At 54.4% G+C, this 19166-nt stretch carries 16 protein-coding genes; 7 read left to right on the top strand and 9 right to left on the bottom strand.

The genetic code is table 11. From position 1 onward, the window contains the following. Window positions 1-321: 321 nt before the first annotated feature. The 5 genes from BLU05_RS11165 to BLU05_RS11145 are packed head-to-tail and all read right to left on the bottom strand — an operon-like array spanning window position 322 to window position 6296. Window positions 322-1470 (bottom strand): glycosyltransferase family 4 protein, encoded by a 1149-nt coding sequence (locus tag BLU05_RS11165; RefSeq protein ID WP_244518273.1) that lies wholly within the window; start codon window positions 1468-1470, stop codon window positions 322-324. After that, window positions 1470-2699 carry a glycosyltransferase family 4 protein gene (locus tag BLU05_RS11160; RefSeq protein WP_091880268.1) on the bottom strand — a complete coding sequence of 410 codons (1230 nt, stop codon included), beginning with the start codon at window positions 2697-2699 and terminating at the stop codon, window positions 1470-1472. Before BLU05_RS11160 ends, BLU05_RS11165 begins: the two co-directional genes overlap by 1 nt. 8 nt (window positions 2700-2707) lie before the next feature. Continuing rightward, complete coding sequence (locus BLU05_RS11155) at window positions 2708-3484, bottom strand: polysaccharide deacetylase family protein (RefSeq protein ID WP_091879930.1); 777 nt, start codon at window positions 3482-3484, stop codon at window positions 2708-2710. After that, window positions 3477-4805, bottom strand: a complete 1329-nt coding sequence (locus BLU05_RS11150) for an O-antigen ligase family protein (protein ID WP_091879928.1) — start codon at window positions 4803-4805, stop codon at window positions 3477-3479. Before BLU05_RS11150 ends, BLU05_RS11155 begins: the two co-directional genes overlap by 8 nt. Window positions 4806-4817: 12 nt before the next feature. Beyond that, window positions 4818-6296 (bottom strand): GumC family protein, encoded by a 1479-nt coding sequence (locus BLU05_RS11145; RefSeq protein ID WP_091879927.1) that lies wholly within the window; start codon window positions 6294-6296, stop codon window positions 4818-4820. Window positions 6297-6456: 160 nt separating this feature from the next. Here BLU05_RS11145 and BLU05_RS11140 point away from each other — a divergent pair, with 160 nt between their 5' ends. Next, on the top strand, window positions 6457-7761 hold the full coding sequence (locus tag BLU05_RS11140; RefSeq protein WP_091879925.1) for a lipopolysaccharide biosynthesis protein: 1305 nt from the start codon (window positions 6457-6459) through the stop codon (window positions 7759-7761). A gap of 141 nt (window positions 7762-7902) precedes the next feature. Next, a complete protein-coding gene (locus BLU05_RS11135) occupies window positions 7903-8976 on the top strand; it encodes a hypothetical protein (protein ID WP_091879924.1) in 1074 nt (357 codons plus the stop codon). Here BLU05_RS11135 and BLU05_RS11130 read toward each other — a convergent pair. Both BLU05_RS11130 and BLU05_RS11125 read right to left on the bottom strand, forming a co-directional pair. Continuing rightward, window positions 8973-11162: a glycoside hydrolase gene (locus BLU05_RS11130; RefSeq protein WP_244518271.1), complete on the bottom strand. Its 2190-nt coding sequence runs from the start codon at window positions 11160-11162 to the stop codon at window positions 8973-8975. The two genes, BLU05_RS11135 and BLU05_RS11130, sit on opposite strands and share 4 nt — an antisense overlap. A gap of 12 nt (window positions 11163-11174) precedes the next feature. After that, a complete protein-coding gene (locus BLU05_RS11125) occupies window positions 11175-12173 on the bottom strand; it encodes a glycosyltransferase family 2 protein (protein ID WP_091879922.1) in 999 nt (332 codons plus the stop codon). Between the two features lie 188 nt (window positions 12174-12361). On the opposite strand from BLU05_RS11125, the gene BLU05_RS11120 reads away from it, so the two are divergent. Together BLU05_RS11120 and BLU05_RS11115 are read left to right on the top strand one after the other, a co-directional pair. Next, the gene (locus tag BLU05_RS11120) at window positions 12362-13504 is read left to right on the top strand and encodes a GNAT family N-acetyltransferase (protein ID WP_091879921.1); all 1143 of its coding nucleotides are present in this window, start codon (window positions 12362-12364) and stop codon (window positions 13502-13504) included. Window positions 13505-13529: 25 nt separating this feature from the next. Next, the gene (locus tag BLU05_RS11115; RefSeq protein ID WP_091879919.1) at window positions 13530-14723 is read left to right on the top strand and encodes an FAD-dependent oxidoreductase; all 1194 of its coding nucleotides are present in this window, start codon (window positions 13530-13532) and stop codon (window positions 14721-14723) included. Window positions 14724-14738: 15 nt separating this feature from the next. Here the strand turns inward: BLU05_RS11115 and BLU05_RS11110 are convergent, their stop codons facing one another. Beyond that, a complete protein-coding gene (locus BLU05_RS11110; protein WP_091879918.1) occupies window positions 14739-15623 on the bottom strand; it encodes a class I SAM-dependent methyltransferase in 885 nt (294 codons plus the stop codon). A gap of 224 nt (window positions 15624-15847) precedes the next feature. Between BLU05_RS11110 and BLU05_RS11105 the strand changes: the two genes are divergently transcribed. From BLU05_RS11105 to BLU05_RS11095, 3 genes are all read left to right on the top strand, one after another. Beyond that, window positions 15848-16222 (top strand): YciI family protein, encoded by a 375-nt coding sequence (locus BLU05_RS11105; protein WP_091879916.1) that lies wholly within the window; start codon window positions 15848-15850, stop codon window positions 16220-16222. Continuing rightward, window positions 16219-17460 (top strand): RNA polymerase sigma factor, encoded by a 1242-nt coding sequence (locus BLU05_RS11100; RefSeq protein ID WP_091879915.1) that lies wholly within the window; start codon window positions 16219-16221, stop codon window positions 17458-17460. Before BLU05_RS11105 ends, BLU05_RS11100 begins: the two co-directional genes overlap by 4 nt. 89 nt (window positions 17461-17549) lie before the next feature. Continuing rightward, complete coding sequence (locus BLU05_RS11095) at window positions 17550-18035, top strand: SRPBCC family protein (RefSeq protein ID WP_091879913.1); 486 nt, start codon at window positions 17550-17552, stop codon at window positions 18033-18035. Window positions 18036-18110: 75 nt separating this feature from the next. On the opposite strand, the gene BLU05_RS11090 is transcribed toward BLU05_RS11095, so the two are convergent. After that, window positions 18111-19160, bottom strand: coding sequence for a DUF475 domain-containing protein (locus BLU05_RS11090; RefSeq protein WP_091879911.1), 1050 nt, complete (start codon window positions 19158-19160; stop codon window positions 18111-18113). Window positions 19161-19166 lie beyond the last annotated feature (6 nt).

The following is a 19166-nucleotide window of genomic DNA, read 5'->3' as shown; positions in this document are numbered from 1 at the left end:
ATAATAGTAATCAACGTGATTGCAGAATTTAGGGCCCCTATCAGGCCATATTTGGCCAATTGAGATAAAAGCCTTGGCAACGACAATCTCCGAAGATTTAATCGTTAATCTATGCGATATCCCAATAGCTAAATCAACTCGAAAGTGTTCCACCACCGAGACAGTCGAAACGGCAGGCAAGTGGAACCCTTGCTTTACCACTGGCCGCCAATTCTGAGACTTTGCATCCAATCGAAAACAGGTTGCACGTCAGGAATTGATTATGAATCGCGATGTTTTTACCACCTGGTGTTCCGGGATCACCACCTTATCTGTGAATGATCAAAGCGCCTTGCGCTTCAGGACTGCGTTGTAGACGCCAAGCGTTTGGTCAGAGATGCTGAGCCAGCCATATTCCTTTTCGACAACACTGCCCTGTTCCCCCGCCTTATCCTTATTGAACGGCGTGGAGAGTTTTGAACGCATGGCAGCGGCCAGCTGTTCGACATCACCAAGCGGGAAGTAATCTTCGGGCGGGAGGCCTATTTCGAGGTTGGCGGTGATATCGCTGGCAAGAACCGGCAGCCCCACGCCCATAGCCTCCAGCAAGGCAATCGGCATGCCTTCATGGCTTGATGGCAGGACAAACAAACGGGCATTCTCGTAAAGAATGGCAAGATCGTCGCCAGTCTGCATGCCAGCGAGGACAACACCCGGCACGCTTCCCGCCAGCTTCTCGACTTCCTGCGAATAGGCAGCCATAAATTCGGCTGATCCCACCAGAACCAGCTTGACCGAGGGATCGGCGAGTTTGGCAAAAGCTGTTATGAGATCATGCTGGCGTTTTTCCGGAACGATGCGCGCGACCATGATGATGTAACGGCGCGGTGTTAGTGCAAGCTTTTGCAGAATGCCCGTATCCGTCTCGCTCCGGCGAACCGTCACGCCATTGGGCACCGCTTGAACAGGCACGCCATAGCGTGTTTCCATGGTTCGGGCGATATCATTCGATACGGCAATGCGCGCATTGGCAAAGCGCATTCCCGCCTGCTCACCCAGCTTCAGGATGCGCTTGGCAAAACCGCCCCATTTTTGCCTGTCATAGTCATAGCCATGATGGGTCACGACGACTTTCAGACCCAGGAGACGCGCCAGAGGCGTCAGCAACGCTGGTCCTACAGCATGAATATGCAGAATATCGGGACGATGATATGCCGCAAAAAGTACTCCAAGCGCCGTATGCGCAATTGCCTCGAATTTCATGGAGGCGGGCGACCAAAGCGGGAAAACCTTCACCCGCTTCCAGACATAAGGGTCCGGCGTCAGCAGGTAGCGTTTACGACCGAGAACCGAGACATCCCAGCCCTTATCGACAAACTGCTGGCTGAGCTCTTCAACGTGTTTTTCCACGCCGCCCTGTACATCGGGAATGCCACGCAAACCCAGCATCATAACCCTTGGTTGTCTTCCGGAACCGCTTCCCTCCGCCATCACGACACCCCCAGCGTTGCATAGAGATCGATCATGCGATTGCGGTAGGCATCGGCGGAAAAGTCGCGGGCAATCCAGTCCCGGCCATTCATACCCATGCGGGTGCGGGCAGCGGGTGTCAGATCAGCCATAGCCGATATGACGCGCCCCAGATCATCTGCGTCACCCGCAACCGCAGTCATCCCCGTTTCACCTTCGCGGATCATTTCCGGAATACCGCCAATGGCTGCACCGATAACAGGCCTGCCCAGCGCATAGGCTTCCAGAATGCTGACAGGCGCATTCTCGTACCATTCGGAAGGCAGGATCAAAGCTTTGGATTGGCCGATCAGCCGCGTCAGGTTTTCACCCGATACGTAGCCAGCAAATGTCACATCCGCATTCAGCTCCTGCACCAGTGCTTTGAGCATAGCCTCATCGGGACCGGTGCCAGCTATAACCAGACGCTGCTTCGCCTTTGCCGCAGCGTGGATCAGCGTTACCAGGCCCTTTTCGGGCGCTAGCCGCCCGGCAAAAACGAAGTAGTCGCCTTCGTCCCAGCCGGTCGCAAATGCCTGCGTATCGACGAAATTCGGGATATAGACGAGTTGCTCCGCCGGCCAGCCCCATTCCATCAGCTTTTCGCGATAGAATTTGCTTGGAACAACGAATTTGTCGACCTTGTTGCGGTAAAGACCAAGGCCGCGATGCACAATCGTTTCCAGAAAGACGAGACTGCTTAGCACCAATGAACCGTAGATACAGCGATGCCGGACGACATTGTAGATTCTGCCGCCTTTACACTCCTCGCATACATGCCCGTTCACCAGCATTTTATAGGCGGGACAGGCAAGCTTCAGATCATGCACCGTCATCACAGTCGGTATGCCAGCTTTTTTCAGCGTGGCAAAAATCGACGGCGAAAGGTGGTGGTAGACATTATGGGCATGGGCGATATCAGGCCGGGCCTGTTCAATCAAAGACTCGATGCTGCGCTGCGCTTCGAAGGAATAAATGATCTTTCCAGCCTGCGCCACCTTGGTCAACGCGCTGCTTTGGCGACCATATTCAATTTCAGAGACAAAATACTCCGACCACGGTGAATCGTTATTGTCAGGGTGCTGCATGGCAAATGGAACAACATCCCAGCCAATTTCCGAAAACAGCTGCATGTGTTCGAGAAAGATCGCTTCCGCACCGCCGCGCTTATAAAAATAATTATTGATCGCAAGCAGACGTTTCTGCGGTATCGGAGTTTTCAGGATAGTGGCCTCCCCGCGCTGAATTGATCCAGCGCATCCTTGACGGGCAGCACCATGCATCCGCGCTCCAGCGTATAGGCAACCAGCCGTTCGAATGTCTCCGGTGTACAACCGAAATCCGTTGGCTGTGCCGCGATATCATGGGTGAAAAAAATGAGCCAGCCGGGCTCTGCAATCAGCGTATCGATCCAGCTTGTGAGGCCAAGCGCATGGCTCTCCGGCTGTCTGATCTCGACCCCGGATAGAAAGACGGGATTGACTGAACCGCGATTGATCCGCTCGCCGCCCGAGCGGCAGGTCTGGAAATTCTTTTGGAAGATACCACGTCCCCATAGCGAACCGGCATTGTAGGGATAGGCGAAATTGCGCCTGTCATCGCGCGGATCAATTGCGTCGAGGTAATCCTTGTTCTGTCGCAGATCATCGGTAAGTTTACGATTACCCATATGCGATACTTTCGTATGAGAAAACGTATGGCAACCGATTTCATGGCCCTGCTGCGCCAATGCCCGGCATCCATCGCGTGAAATCAGCGTCCGCTTGGGTTCCACCTGCCCTTCCAGCGATCCGGCGATGTAGAACGTTCCACGCACGCCATGGTTCTCCAGTATGTGGGCGCCATTGGTCAACGCCGTATCCGGCACGTCATCGAAGGTGAAAGACACGATTGGCCGCGATGTGGGGATATGGATACGCGGTCCCGGCAAGCGGCGCATCAGCCTGTCGGTAATCCGGTCTGACCAATAGTCCAGTTTGTTCAAGATTTCAGGCATGGGCTACCGTCAATTTGGCCTGCGAAGGCGCTGCGCTCACAACACTTGCGCGCGCCTGCAGACGCAGGCCGAACACCGCAAACAGGAGGGCAAACCACAATGGGCTACCATTCTGGAAGAACATGCTTTCGACGCAGGCTGTGTAAATTCCATAGAGCCAGATGCGAACGAAGAGCGTCGTAAGTGCTGGATTATTGCCCGTCGCGTCTGCCCTGCCAATGTCACGCAAGGGCAGGAAAAGCAACCATATGACCGTAAGAATCAAGCCGGGGATGCCGGTTGTCAGAAGCGTATCGAGATAGCCATTATGCCCGTTATAAGCAGCAACAGCCCATGTCTCGACATTGCCGCCGCTATAAACAAGTTCTTCAGTCTGCCAGAAGGATTGAAACCCGTAGCCGGTAATCGGCTTTTGGGCGATGGCAGAGAAGGCAAAACGCCAGATATCGGTTCTATTGGTAAAAGTGGCATCGATACCGACGGCATTGATCAGTGAACGGATCGGTTCAAAGACCGCCGATCCAATGGCGAGCACATTGAACGCGACAATCCCGCCAATGGCGATCGGAAAGCGTGTCCATTTCCAGTGCTGGAAAATCCAGGCAAGGATCAGAATGCCCGGCAAGGCCGCGGTCGAAGTTTTGCCGCCCGTGTGCAGCAGAAACAATGTCGACAGAACGATAATGGCTGCACCCGCCAATTTTTGTCCGACGCTATAGACAAACAGGCCAAAGAAGACTGCGGCCACCATGACGGCGGCGGCTTCGTTCTTGTGTGCATATTGCCCGCGCCAGAAACCGGCATTCATCGGTTCGCGCAGTTCCGATGCCTGATGAATCGCGCGCAGCGGCAGGAAAACCACACCAAAATAAGCAAAGCCCAGCATGATCAGCGTTGCCAGAGCCAGCAATTTGCCAAAATGCGCGTCGGATTTTGGCAGAAGCAGAAACACGCTCGCATTGACGCAAACCATGATGGCCAGCACAACACGCTTGAGCGCAAGGTCCGGATGAGCCGACAGGGCCGACACGAGAATGTACCAGATGAACAGCGATATTAGCAGGCCGCGCGGCTGCAGGATGGCGCTGCGCATGGGACTGCTGAGACCAAAAGCAAGCAGGCTGCCAGACAGGACAAGCGTTACCAGCTGGTTGACCAGATTGGAATTTCCGGCGCTGGGGTCGACCGCAGCTGCGCCGGTCAGATCGACAAAGGGCGTGGTGGTGATCCAGAAGAATAAAAAGATCGCCAGAAACAGGAGCGCGCCAAGACCACCCGCAGAGGGTGCGTTTGGTTGTGCACTGTATTCGTTTCTATCCATAAAGGACTAGCCTTACGCCTTCTGTGTTTTCCGGTCATTGCGCATCGCACCCAGCAAACCCACGCCTATTGCGAGGAATGCGCCAATACCCAGTCCGGCAAACGTGCCGCCGGCTGCAAGCAGCGCCGTGCGCGGTGGCCAGCTACGGCGCAGGGGTGGGACGGCTGACGAGATGACACGAATATTGGTACTGTTTAACTGTTGGCGTTCGGTTGTTTCGCCAGCGCGTGTCAGGAACGTCTGGTAGATAGCAATCTTCGTCGCCATATCCCGCTCCAGATCACTCAATCGCACTTGTGCGTCATTGTCCATGGAAACCGACGACCGCGCACTGGCAGCCTGCTGTTTAAGCGCATCGACAACGGATTTTGCCTGTTCGAGATCTACCTGCGCGGCCCGCAGGATACGGCCGGTCTCCTGCGAAATCTGCTGTTCCAGACCGCCAAGCTGGGACCTGGCCCGGATCAATCCGGGATAGCGCGATCCATAGGTCATCGACATGGAATCAACCGTTTGCTTGACCGCTGCATATTGTGAGCGCAGGCCCGTCAAAGTCGGTGACTGCAATGTGCCTGACGGGTTCGACTGATTTGGCTTCGACGCGGTCAACTCGTTATAACGCGACTGGGCCTCCACAAGCCGCGCATTGGCATCCACCAGTTTCATGTTGATCTGCGCCATGGACTGCGAACTGATTAATTCGCCTGATGTGGTCTGAAGCCCATTGTCGCGTTTGAACTCCGCAACCTTTGCTTCAGCTTCCGATGCACCCTTTTTCAATTCTGCCAGACGTTCGGTCAGAGCAGCCGCTGCACGGCCAGCACCATCGGCTTCGGCCTGCGCTACTTCCTCTTCAAATGCCTTGGCCAGAGTGTCGGCAACTTTCACAGCCGTATCCGGGTTGTTCGCCCAGGCCGATATTGTGATCATATATGACCGCTCCTGACGCCGTGCCGAAATCCGCTCGGACAGACTGCGCATGGCCGCCAAGGTCTTGTCAGCCACCGTTGGTTTACTTGAGAATAGCGAGCCAAGACTGAAGCCTGACGCCCCGGTGCCAACAAATTCCGGATCATTGGCAAGTCCGAGTTCATTCACAACGCGCCGCAGCACATTGCCTGATGTCAGCACAAGCAATTTGCTTTCCACATCGAGCAGTTGGCTATCGCTTTGCTGATTCTGCAAGTAAACATCATTCGGCAGCACTTGCAGATTGGCTGGCGGGACCAGAATATCCGTATACACAGTATAGCGGGGCTTGGCGCTCATTCCGTAACCAATACCGACAAGCGCACCAATGACCGCGGCGATCAAAATCCAGTGCCACCGGGCAAGAAGCCAGGAAATCAGGCTGCTTACATCTATCTGCGGCAATGAAAATGCGTAGGCTGGCTTGCGTGGCGGCTCGCTACGCACGCGACTTTCAACCACTGGTTCCTTTATTGGAGCCACCGGTTGCGCTTTGCCTGACGCGTCGCGTAGTTTGTACATTCAGCAATACTCTATAAGCATCAATCAAACCGTAACGGTTTGCCAGTAATGTATATCTAAACCATAGATTTCAAAGTTTGGTTAATAAATGGCTATCTCCCACCAAGTCGTATAGCGAACAGATGCAAATTCCAGTCTTTCGATCAGATCGCAGAGCCCGATGAAACTGAGTGTTGCCGAGATCATCAGCCGTTTGCCACGTCTGTTTCCCATGGTCCTGTCTTACGCCGCGTCAAGCGGCAGCCTGCTGACGGCCAATGTCGCACAGCTGGTGACGTTCGCTATTCTTGCGCGCTCGTTCGGTGCGGTGGAATTTGGTGTTTTCGTTTCTGTCACGGCTGTGACCAGTATTGCCGTTCATCTCTGCGGCCTTGGCGCTTCGGAATGTCTGGTAAGGCGAGTTGCGCAGGATCACTCAATGTATCCTGTCATGCTGGGTCACAATCTCATTTTGACGCTGACGAGCGGGGTTCTGCTCGTCATTCTCGGCATCATCATTCTGCCATTCTGGATGAAGCTTTCAGCCGATCCCGTCGAAAACATCATCGCGATCCTGCTCATTCTCATCACCAACATCATTCTGGTTCGCATTATCCTTTTGACCGAGCAAATCTTCATTGGTCATTCGAAATTTTCCGAGGCGAACCGTTCCGTGGTTGGTTTTGCCTTTGCGCGTACAGCTGCGGCAGCGCTTGCCTGTCTGGTATTCGGCGTGACCAGTCTGGTTGACTGGGCAATCTGGCAATTTGCCGTCCATGTGCTGGTGCTGGTTTTCTATATGTGGTCGTTGCGCAAGCTCGGACGTCCGCAATACCGCATCGTGCGCGAGGAAATTCGCCTTGGCATCCTGTTTGCCACGCCTTTTATCTTCCGCGCCATTCGCCAGAATGTCGACCTTCTCATGCTCGGTATCATGGCCAATCCCGAGGTTGTGGGCAGTTATGGTGTTGTCCGGCGTATTATCGACAGCAGCTATCTCTCAATCGATGCAATGAACCGCCTCGTTTATCCCGGTCTTGCCCGCTTGAGCACTGACGGCATTCACAACGCAATCGGGCGCACCAAGAAGATATTGCTGGCGGCTCTTGGCATCGGCTTTGGTTCGGCCCTGATCATCTATATCGCCGCGCCATTTCTGCCCCTGCTCTTTGGCAATGAATACGTATCACTCGTTTCATTCTGCCGTATTCTGAGCGGAACCGTTATCTTCCTTGCTGTCTGGTCGGTGGCAATCGATGCATTGGGGGCTGCAGGTTATCACGGTCCACGCGCCGCCATTCTCAACACCGGCAACGCATTGGGTGCCGGGCTGATCGCATGGGCAACCTGGATAGCGCCGCCACAGGGCACGTTTATTTCAATCTACCTGATCGAGATCGGTATTATGATCGCTGCCTGGCTTGTTCTTCTTCGACTGGCAAGAAACAGCCGCGCTGCGGCACAGGAGCGCGTATTTACCAAGTAGATATTCTTTTAGCAGAAATTATAAAAACAACCATTCGATTGCATTGAGTTTCGATACCGGCGATCGAGAGATTCAGACACATAGTCCGGACAGATAATTTGCACGGGAGCGATGATGGGCGGAAGAAGGCAGATACGTCCAATGATTGTGGAAGATATTCCGCAGGTCGGGCGGCTGTTTTACAAAATATTCCGCAAGAAGGCAGTCAATTCGCCTGATACATTCAATGATTACTTCGAGAAGCTGTTCTTCGGCAGCCCGATATACGATCCGCAATATGGCAGTTTCGTTCATGAGACGGCGGGCGGAACCATAAGCAGCGCCGTATCCGCTATTCCGATGCAATACATGGTCGAGGGCGAGATCATAACGGCACGGCTTCTATGTGCTTTCATGACCGACCCTGATGTATCATGCCTTGGTGCTGCCGAACTGGCGCTGACCATGCGGCCCCGCCATCAGGATCTGTGCTTCACTGACAGCGCATCACCTGTCAGTGCCAATCATTTCAGGGCTGTGAGCGGCGCAATCCTGCCGTTGCACGGTCTGGAATGGTGCCGGGTGTTTCAGCCTGCCGCTTACCTTGCGCAGTCTGCCGCCAAGCGATCCTCTCTCGTTCGATACGCCGCTCGTCTGCCGCTGGCGCGGCCGCTTGATTATCTCACCAGACGTGTGATGCCTGCCCTTCACATTGAGGGCGATCCTGTCATGCATGATGAAGAGATGTCCCAAGACCTGTTCGTCGCAAGTGTTCAGGATTTCTTACCCGGCTATAAAGTGCGGCCTGTCTGGTCGAAGCCGGAACTTGACTGGATTCTTGAAGTAGCCAGACTCAACACTGGGAATGGCTCTCTGAACATACGCTCGGTCTGGGATTACAACGCCGAACTTACCGGTTGTTTTGTGTATTTCGGCCGTCCGGGTTCCATTGCGCAGGTGCTGAACATCTTCGCGAAAAAAGGCAAGGAACACGCCGTTATCAACCAGATGATGTATCATCTGGATCAATCAGGATTTGTCGCAGCGCAAGGCCGCGTTCAACCCGCGCAATTGGATGTACTTTCCCGTCACCGGGCAATGTTTTACCGGCACCGCGCCCATGTGTGCGTCTCAACGCGTCACAAGAGCGTCACGGACGCCATCCACCGCAACGATATATTTATTGGCGGGCTTGCCGGAGAATCCTGGAGCCGTCTTGTAACCGACTTTTTCTAAGGTTGCCGCTCAATCAGGAAATAAGTCGTTGGGCCATCCGGCCCATCATTTGCAAGGCGCGTTGAAACCATCCCGTCTCCCTGGGCCACTGCGGCCTTCACCTTTCCATCCAGCCCCACCGGCGAGACAGTCCAGCGCCCTGTACCCGGCAGAGAAAAATCGATACTGCCAAGTTGGATGCGCACCGGCAAATGACCAAAATCGGCAATGACGCGCTCCTGCCTGTCTGAAAACCGCATATCGCTGTTCTGCGCATCTGTCGCATAAATAACCAGCAGGCGCTGACTGCTTTTGATAGGTAGATCATCGAGAGCCGACACGGCAAACAATCCTTTACCCGTGGCATTGCCTACGGTCAGATTGCCAAGTGTGATCGTATCCGTAAGATCGGCAAAAGCGATTGCTTCCGTACGCTCGGTCTTTACGGTGATGCGGAGCCTGTTCTGATCAAGAACAATCTGGTCGGTATCGCTCTCGAAAATCCCCTTATTGACACTGGTGATATTGGCCGGATCAAGCAGCCTGGCGTCATGCAACGCTGCCATGATTTTTTCGGCAGAGGCACTCTTGCGGGGTGACGGAACTGCCAGATTGCCCGGTGACGCGGACGCGTCCTTTTGCAACCCGATTGCACCCAGCAGAGCAAGCCCCGTCAATGCATCGGGCTCCCGCTCCTGTGCACTCTGTGTCAGTTCCTCAACCCCTTTGACCATGAACGGGATCGAGACGGGTGACCCTGCCACATCACCGCGCCGGAACAGCAATGCCGCCAGGGTTTCACCAGCGCGGGCCACCGGATCAAGGGCAATCGCATAGGGCAGCATCTGACGCTTGTGCGGCACATCTTCGCCATAGGCCAGCACGATGGGACCATGACCATGGCGGCACAGCACATCCCAGTTCTGCAGGGCCGCATAAGCTGGCATGACAATACCGGCCTCATAGCGATACTTGCTCCAGAACAGATGGTCATATTCGGTGACGATAAAGGGGCGATTGAGCCAGCGGGCAGCGGCAATCGCACGCACATAGAAAGCCCCGTCGGCGATTGAGCTTTTCTGCCCCATCGTGCTGCCGGGCTCGTAGGAACCGACCCAATCCTGATAGGTATTCATTGCAATAGCCTGTTGACCCGAACGAGACAGGCTCGTTTGTACACTCGGCCAGTTATTATAGGGGGCGATCACTCCTTTATAGCCGAGATCACGCAGCGCCGCCGTCATGCGTTCGGCCGAGCGCGTTTCCACATCGACGAAGAACGCTTGCAGATCGCGCATTCGCGGCGTTTTTTCGTAGCGATTGGAGGGAAGACTGATGGTCCCGTCTTCCAGACGTTCACCCGCCTTCACCCATCCCCAGGTATCAGCGAGCGCTTTTGTCGATCCATAGCGCGCTTGCAGCCAGGTATTGAACGCGGGCGCCAATAGCTTTGAGTAATGTGGCTGCCCATCCCGTTGATGTACGATGCTGTCAAATTCGATACCATTTTCATTGAACGGGACAATAACAACCAGCGCCGGGTCGCGGATTGGCGCGATACCCGTATAGGGATTGACCCTTCCAAGCACTTCCTTCTGGAACCGCAACCAATGCTGAAATGATTTCTCATCGATTTGCACTTCGATTTTCAATTCGCCCGCGAGATCCCACCGGTCATCAAACCCGCCATAGGCACCGCGGGATGAACTCAAGCCATCCATGATCCAGTAGATGCCATTTCGTTTCAAAGCGGCCATCAGATAGTGGATGCGGTCCAGTACCTCCGGATCGAAATCGAAATCTGCACTGCGCCCGAACATCAGCGCCGCGTCGACAAAGTGAAAGCGGGCAATATTGTAGCCATGCATTTTCAGCTGGCGCGCGTAACGATCCGCTCCATCATGATCCGGAAAGCCACCCGAGGCCGGGCTCCAGCCCAGCGACGCACACAAAAAGCGCACCGGCTTTTCCGATGCATCGGCATGCGCCAATCGCCCGTCCTTGTTGATGACAATGCGGTTCTCCTCACCGATTGAGGGATTGGGAAGCAGGGCCGAAAAATCAAGCGGGCTGCCGCTTTGAAGTTCGAGCGATATCTCGCGGACCGGCGACCAGACATCTTGCGCGCCAGCCGGACCTGCAAACAGCAGAAAGCATGACGCAAATACCGCAAATATCCGTCCCGACAGAAAGTGCTGACCCATCATGACGTGCCGGCCTCACGGGTCCTTTGAAATAACCTGACTTTCGATCCAGTCATCGGGCTGACGCCTCGGGTGAAAAAATCCGAGCGGCAGCGCCGCCGCATGAAAGAACCAGGCAACAACAGCATAAAAGCCGAGGGAAAGACTACGCTGCTTCAGGCTCATCGCGGCAATAACAAGCACGATCAATGCCACATCAATCAAAAGAGCCAGCTTCTTGTCCGGCAGGAAAATCAGCAGACCGATCATCAGCAGCAGCCAGACATACACGCCTGCCCACAGGCGCAATTCCGGCAATTCCTGCACCAGCTTGCTCCAGTGCGGGCGACCGAGCGCAGCGCGAAGCAATTCGCCCACACCGCGCAAATATTTGGACTGCCAGCGCCGCACCAGCAATTTATATGCATTGATCGAATGGCCGAAATGCTCGACGAAACGCCGGTCCAACCGGTAGAGTTCCCATCCCAATGCCCGCAACCTTACGCCGAGATCAAACTCCTCATAGCCGTGCAGGTTGCGATCCGAAAAATAACCCGCCTGCTCAATCGCCTTGCGTCTGTAAAGACCACCGCCATTCATCCGGTCGATTGATCCGATCCGGTTTTCCGGCGATGCTCGGCGCACGCGGCGGGTGAATTCGAGATTATCGACATTCATTTCCGCCACATGCCCCGTGACACCCGCAACCCTCGGGTTCGCTTCCAGAAAATCTATGGCTTCAGTGAGGAAATCCTTATCGAGCAGCATGTCGCCGTCCATCAGGCAGATGAGATCATGATGGCTATACTGAAAACCCAGTTGCGGCCCGATCCCGCAGCTGGGTTTCGCCGGGTTCACGATCTGCGCAACGATAACCGGATACTGCATCGCAATTTCAACGGTGCGATCGGTCGATCCGCTATCGGCGACGATGATTTCAATCTTGCCCTCTGGCAAAGCCTGCAATGCGCTTTCGATAGCCGCTGCAATGCGCTTTTCTTCATTGAGCGTTTTCATGATAATCGAAACGGTCATCAATCGTATCCTGTAGAATGGCAGAGCAGGTTAAGTTGTTAGACTTACACTATAAAGAAAGCATTTTTTTATAAAGATATGCGATATACAAGCCGTTACCTCTATCAGTCAGGGCGAACAGGTCGATTGGTCAAATTCTCTGCGCACATTTCTGAAAAAGGCCACAAGGTCAACTTATCGTCGTGAACATGAATTTCACCATCCACGTACATGACAGTCTGGACAATCTGTCGGCAGAATGGCCAACCGGAGCACCCGCGCCTATAGCCAATCCGCAGTATCACGTTTTTCAATCCCGCACATTTCTCGAGGTGTGGTGGGCGACATTCGGTCAGGTGGGCGACATCCGCGCCTGTTTCGTTGAGGTGCGTGATGCGGCAAACAATCCGCTCATCTTCATCCCGCTATGCATTACCACCCGTAAGGGCGCAAAAATACTCGGGTTTATCGACGCTGATGCCGCCGATTATAACGCGCCGATTCTGTTTCCGGGATCGCCGGATTGGACCTACGATACCGCCGTCAACCTTTGGGAAAAAATAACCGCCGCGCTTCCCGATTTCGATGTGATCATGCTGGACAAGATGCCAGCCCGGATCGGCGATTTGGTGAACCCGCTTGACCTGCTTGCAGACGGCCCCAATGACGTTTTCTGCCATGGCAACAATCTGCAACGGTCGTGGGAAGAGATCGACAAGGCGCAGCCCTATCGAAAAACACTCCTCAAGAAAATGCGCGGGCTCGATCGCCTTGCACCCACCCACTACATCATCGCAACAGACAAGAGTGAGCAGGCGATCATTGTCGATCAACTGCTCAAGCAGAAACAGCGCCGTTTCGAAGATACGCAGGTGCCGGGTTTCGACGCCGAACCGGAAAAATATGCATTCTTTCACGATGGGACGCAACAGTTTGCCAAAGCCGGAATGCTGCATCTGACAGCCCTGGAAGTTGGCGATGAGATTGTCGCAACCTTATGGGGTCTTGTTCAGGCAAAGACCTATTACGCCATTATGATCGGCTTTGAAGGTGACGATTGGGCAAAATATTCGGTTGGACGAATTATATACTACAGAACACTTGAATGGCTGCACAAAAACGGCTTTGAATACATGGATCTTGGCATCGGCAATGAACCATGGAAGCTTGAACATTGCGACACAACTGTTCCACTTTCCAAAATGACCAGTATTATCAGCTGGAAAGGCCGCATGTTCATGCGACGTTTGCAAATGATGGAACATCTTCGCTCGACCGGAGCGTGGCAGAAACTACGCCCGTTGAAATGGACTGTTTTGCGGACGTTGCGCCAGTGGCGCAAAAAAGACTGAAATCAGGAAAGTAAGCGGAACAGGCATGGCCGAAACCGAGCTGCCAGCAAGGGAACTACAGACACCAGTTCAGGAAACTGATGTGCTGATCATCGGCGGTGGTCTGGCCGGTGTCTGCGCGGCAACGGCCCTCTCCCGCAAAGGCTATGATGTAACGCTGGTCAGCACCCATGACCGCCATCCCCCTGATTTTCGCGCCGAGAAGATTGGCGAAGACCAGATGATCCTGTTTGAACGCCTTGGTCTGGGTGATGCAGTCCATGCCCAGATGACCGCATTCGACGGGGTTTGGCTGCATCGCTTTGGCCGCATCATCGAGCGCGGCACCAAACGCGAATATGGCAGCGACTATTCGGATCTCGTCAATGCGCTTCGCCGCGCGCTTCCTCCAGAGGTGCGCTCTGTTGTCGGCAGGGTTGAAACCATAAAGACCAGTGCTGACAGGCAGATTGCGGTGCTTTCTGACGGGCGAACATTCAATGCACGCCTGCTTGTTGTGGCAACCGGCCTTGGCGATGCCATCCGCAAAAAACTGGGCGTCGAGCGGGAAATCATCAGCCCGCAGCATTCGCTTTGCTGTGGTTTTGACCTTGAGAAACCACGCGGAGATTTTCCGTTTCCCTCATTGGTCTGGAACGGCGAGCGTTTCAATGATCGCGTATCCTATCTGACCCTGTTTCCGATTGAGGATAAGATTCGCGCCAACTTCTTCGTCTACCGGAATTCCTCCGAAGAATGGACGCGCTCGTTTCGCGATCATCCGGAACAGAGCATGCGTGAATTGATGCCGGACCTTGAGAGACTGTTCGGCGAAATCAAGGTGACGGGCCCGGTTATCGCGCGGCCCATTGATCTTGTGAAGGTTCACAACCACGAACGCGACGGCATGGTTCTGATTGGCGATGCCTTTTGCGTTGTCTGCCCCATAACAGGCACAGGGATCGACAAGGCGCTCACCGATGTCGACCGCCTGTGCAATACCTATATCCCACACTGGTTTGAAAGCGCTGGTATGCCTGCGGCGAAAATCAGCGCGTTCTATGCTGATCCCGTAAAAACAGCGCGGGATGAATCGGCGATGAAGATGAGCCTCAATTCAAAGAGTATCAAAACCGAGACCGGCCTTTACTGGAAGTTGCGCCGCCTGCGCAGCAACACGCTCGGCCGCGCGCGCTATGTCGTCCGCGGTGTGCTCAAGCGGCTGAAATCTTCGGCATAGAATTGTGGCACCCGGTCATGGCCATTCGGCGATGACCACACCTGACAGCATATCCATCTGCATCTCAGGCCGATCAAATGGCGACGCCATTCCCGCAACAGAGCGCGCCAGATGCTCAGGCGCAATGGCACGGGCATTGATGACACGAACATTTTTCCAGCCATTGGCTTCGAATGCCCTGACATAATCCACTGGCCGCCGCCTGTTCGGCTGCCCCGGAAATGAGAACAGCCGGTAGAGCCCTTCGGAATAACGGTAGATATTGTTGGGATCGGCTTCACGAATCCAGCGGGAATGCGTCTGATAGTCGACAATGTGCTCCGCAATGCAGCCACTGCGCGCAACCTTGGACATATGGGCAATGGTTTCTTCAATATCGTCATAATGCTCGAACGCGGCGCAACTCAGGATGAGGTCATATTTCTTGTGACCGGCGAGTTCGGGAATGTCGAAATTGCGCCCGACACGATAACTGAACAAATCCGAACCCATATCGACAGTCAGCTGCTTTGCCCTGACTATGCTTGCCTGGTCTTTCTCATCTTCCGGAAAACGATCGAGCAGCGCCGAAAAATAAGCGCCTGATTCCGTACCCGCGAGTTCAAAAACATCGACGGCACGGTAGGATTTTGCGCCGTACCCCAAAAGGATGGCACCGGTGCCAAGGGACGAACCTGGGCAGAGTTCAAGCACGTCCTTGTCTCTTACATCAAAGCCGGACGGAAAATAGCGTCTCCACGAGGCAACCGTATCGTAGACATATTCGATACGGCCTTCCGTGTCGGAACGATCAACCTTGTTGGGCGTGGTGTAGCCGCGCAGCTTGTTTTTCGCCCATGCGAGACCCAGAAAAACAACTCCGGCCACATACATGGCCGTGTTGCGGATACCGTGTTCCATTCGTCATCTTCTCTTTGGGCCTACAAGCCTGTCGGGATGTGGGCATGGTGTGAATCCTCGTTATGCCATCCTCACACGCCAATCCTTTCTATGAAGTTGATCGACTGCGACTTTAGTATGAAGCGTCATCCGATACCCCCGGCGTCCAAAGCTGCATATTTTTCTAGACCGCGTGTCGGGATTGACCATAGTGGTTCGTCTTTAGGGAGAAGGAGTGTACCCGCATGCTTTACGCCATACTTTGCTACAATATGGAGGACGTCGTCGGTTCCTGGACAAAGGAGGAAGATGATCTTGTCATGGAACGGCTTGGTGCCGTGCAGGAGAAGCTGGCTAAATCGGGCAAACTCGGTCCTGTCGCCCGCCTGCTGCCAACCACTGCTGCGACAACGCTGCGAAAATCCGGCGGCGAGCATCTTGTCATCGATGGACCTTTTGCCGAAACCAAGGAACAGTTTCTCGGTTTCTATGTGGTTGATTGCGCGTCGCTCGACGAAGTGCTCGATATTACGCGCGATCTTGCCGAGGCCAATCCCGGTCAGGGTTCCTATGAAATACGGCCAATCGGGATATTCAGACCCGGATCGAATTTCCAATGACAGATCCATCGTGGATAGACGCGGCACTAACGGCAGCGCGCCCGCAAGCGGTGGGTGCACTGCTTCGCTATTTTCGCAATCTTGATATAGCGGAGGAAGCGTTTCAGGAGGCGTGCTTGCGCGCACTCAAAAACTGGCCCAAGAACGGTCCGCCGCGTGATCCCACAGCCTGGCTGATTTTTGTCGGTCGCAACAGCGCAATCGACACGGTTCGCCGCCAGACCAAACAGCAGCCGCTGCCACCTGAAGAAGTGCTATCCGATCTTGAAGATGCCGAATCAACGATCGTCGAAAAGATCGACAGTGCCGATTATCGTGATGACATTCTGCGCCTGCTGTTCATTTGCTGCCATCCTGATCTTCCTGCCACCCAGCAAATCGCGTTGGCATTGCGGATTGTTTCGGGCCTTTCTGTCAGGCAGATCGCCCGGGCATTTCTCGTCGGCGAAAGCGCCATGGAGCAACGCATCACCCGTGCCAAGGGCCGCGTTTCATCCGGCGAGATTCCATTTGAAACACCCGACGCATTTGAGCGGGCTGAGCGGCTCGCAGCCGTCGGTGCCATGGTCTACCTCATCTTCAACGAGGGTTATTCCGCCGGCAGTACCGAAGTGGAGGCACGCTTTCCGCTGTGCGACGAGGCTATAAGGCTGGCACGGCTGCTCCTGCGCATCTTCCCGACGGAGCCTGAAATCATGGGCCTGACGGCATTGCTTTTGCTACAGCATGCCCGCGCGAAAGCACGTTTTGATGCGCAAGGCGCGGTCGTTCTTCTGGATAATCAGGACCGCAATCTGTGGAACCAGACAATGATTGCCGAAGGTCTCGCCCTGATCGACAAGGCCATGCGCCACCGCCGACCCGGTCCCTATCTCATTCAGGCGGCAATTGCGGCGCTTCATGCGCGGGCAAAGCGTCCTGAGGATACGGATTGGTTGGAGATAGACCTCCTCTACGCCGCGCTTGAGCAGATTACGCCTTCGCCTGTCATCACGCTTAACCGCTCCATAGCGGTGGCAAAAGTGCGCGGTCCCGAAGAGGCACTTATTCTGATCGAACCTCTGGAAGACCGCCTTTCCGGCTATTTTCACTTCTTCGGCGTCAAGGGCGGACTGCTCATGCAGCTTGGCCGCAAGCAGGAAGCGCGGGTGGCTTTCGACCGGGCGATAGCGCTTGCCAATACACCCGCCGAAGCCGCCCACATTCGCATGCATCTCGACCGTCTCAGCCAAAACTGAATCAAAAAACACAAAAATTTCGATGCAGTGTCGGATTGGCCGGTTGCCGTTCGTCCTTGGATCAGGAAACACCAACACTGGAGAACATCATGACTTCCGCCACCGAAACAAGCCAGATTGCAGACCGCGACCTCATTTTGACCCGCATCATCAATGCTTCGCGCGAGAATATTTTCCGGGCATGGACCGAGGTTGACCTTCTGAAGCAATGGTTTGCACCGCTGCCATACACCACGCCACATGCCGAGCTGGACGTGCGCGCGGGCGGCGCCAGTGTTGTTGTCATGCGCGGACCCGACGGCACCGAATTTCCAAACCATGGCGTCTATCTTGAAGTCGTCAAGAACGAGAAGATCGTCTTTACCGATGCCTATACGAAAGGCTGGGTACCAACAGAAAAGCCGTTCATGACTGCTATCATCACACTGGAAGATATCGGCGGCGGCAAGACAAGATATACAGCGCTCGTCCGCCATTGGACCGTGGCTGATCGCGAAGCCCATGAAAAGATGGGCTTTCAGGAGGGATGGGGCATTTGCACCGATCAGCTTGCCGCTTTGGCCGCTAAACTCTGATTCGGCTGGTCAATTCCTGCCAACAAAAAAGCCATCCTGAAACGGGATGGCTTTTTGCTAAATTGCTGAAAGGGATCAGGCGTGTCCCAGTTCCTCCGGGTTCCGGCGCCGGTAGCGGATCGATGACCAGAGCGAGAAGATGATCAAGGCGGCGCCGATAAGGCCGGTGATGACCTCCGGAATATGGAACAACGTCTGGCAATACATGATCACCGCCAGAACGAGGATTGCGTAGAACGCCCCGTGTTCGAGATAGCGATATTGTCCAAGCGTTTCCTTTTCCACCAGCATGATGGTGAGAGCACGCACATAAAACGCACCGATACCAAGGCCAATTGCTATCACAAACAGATTGGTCGAAAGCGCGAATGCACCGATGACGCCATCGAATGAGAAGCTTGCATCAAGCACTTCCAGATAAAGAAATGCGCCAAGGCCGCCCTTGTGGACAGTGTCCATCTGCTCCTGTGTCGCGTCGAGAACAGCGCCTAGCCCTTCAACCAGAAGGAATGTCAGCAGACCATAAATTGCCGATGTCAGGAATGTTACGGACTCGGCACCCTCAAGCTGTCTGGAGAAGAAGATAATCAGCGCCAGAACCACGCCGACTTCAATACCTTGAATCGAGGCAAAGCGCGAAGCGCGGCTTTCGATAATGCGTATCCAGTGCACATCCTTCTCGTGATCAAAGAAGAACTTGAGACCAACCATCAACAGGAACGTGCCGCCAAAAGCAGAAATGCCGACATGGGCGTCCTGCATGATCCGCGCATATTCTTCCGGATTCGAGATCGCAAGCTTCAATGCAGAAATGGGATCAATCCATGCCGCAATGGCCACGATGGCCAACGGAAAGATAATCCGCATACCGAAAACGGCAACAATAATGCCCCATGTCAAAAACCGGCGCTGCCAGACCGGCGTCATATCGCGAAGTATCTTGGCGTTCACAATCGCATTGTCGAACGACAACGAGATTTCAAGAATACCCAGAACCGCACAGATAAAGAGGACTGATAGCATTCCCTCAATCGTGCCTGAATAGATGAAACCTATCCATGCACCGAGTGCCAGTCCGGCCACAGTAAAGAGAAACGGCCAAGTAAAATATCGATAAGTTGCCATACTTAA

Origin of the sequence: Phyllobacterium sp. OV277 (assembly GCF_900104355.1) — a bacterium.
In the GTDB taxonomy this organism is placed as follows: Bacteria; Pseudomonadota; Alphaproteobacteria; order Rhizobiales; family Rhizobiaceae; genus Phyllobacterium.
This window is presented reverse-complemented; position numbering and strand designations above follow the sequence as displayed.

Coding starts and splice junctions, on each gene's coding strand:
- BLU05_RS11150 (WP_091879928.1), bottom strand. CDS start 4,805: ATGGATAGAAACGAATACAGTGCACAACCAAACGCACCCTCTGCGGGT.
- BLU05_RS11155 (WP_091879930.1), bottom strand. CDS start 3,484: ATGCCTGAAATCTTGAACAAACTGGACTATTGGTCAGACCGGATTACC.
- BLU05_RS11115 (WP_091879919.1), top strand. CDS start 13,530: ATGGCCGAAACCGAGCTGCCAGCAAGGGAACTACAGACACCAGTTCAG.
- BLU05_RS11120 (WP_091879921.1), top strand. CDS start 12,362: ATGAATTTCACCATCCACGTACATGACAGTCTGGACAATCTGTCGGCA.
- BLU05_RS11140 (WP_091879925.1), top strand. CDS start 6,457: ATGAAACTGAGTGTTGCCGAGATCATCAGCCGTTTGCCACGTCTGTTT.
- BLU05_RS11105 (WP_091879916.1), top strand. CDS start 15,848: ATGCTTTACGCCATACTTTGCTACAATATGGAGGACGTCGTCGGTTCC.
- BLU05_RS11100 (WP_091879915.1), top strand. CDS start 16,219: ATGACAGATCCATCGTGGATAGACGCGGCACTAACGGCAGCGCGCCCG.
- BLU05_RS11145 (WP_091879927.1), bottom strand. CDS start 6,296: ATGTACAAACTACGCGACGCGTCAGGCAAAGCGCAACCGGTGGCTCCA.
- BLU05_RS11095 (WP_091879913.1), top strand. CDS start 17,550: ATGACTTCCGCCACCGAAACAAGCCAGATTGCAGACCGCGACCTCATT.
- BLU05_RS11125 (WP_091879922.1), bottom strand. CDS start 12,173: ATGACCGTTTCGATTATCATGAAAACGCTCAATGAAGAAAAGCGCATT.
- BLU05_RS11090 (WP_091879911.1), bottom strand. CDS start 19,160: ATGGCAACTTATCGATATTTTACTTGGCCGTTTCTCTTTACTGTGGCC.
- BLU05_RS11130 (WP_244518271.1), bottom strand. CDS start 11,162: ATGATGGGTCAGCACTTTCTGTCGGGACGGATATTTGCGGTATTTGCG.
- BLU05_RS11165 (WP_244518273.1), bottom strand. CDS start 1,470: ATGGCGGAGGGAAGCGGTTCCGGAAGACAACCAAGGGTTATGATGCTG.
- BLU05_RS11135 (WP_091879924.1), top strand. CDS start 7,903: ATGATTGTGGAAGATATTCCGCAGGTCGGGCGGCTGTTTTACAAAATA.
- BLU05_RS11110 (WP_091879918.1), bottom strand. CDS start 15,623: ATGGAACACGGTATCCGCAACACGGCCATGTATGTGGCCGGAGTTGTT.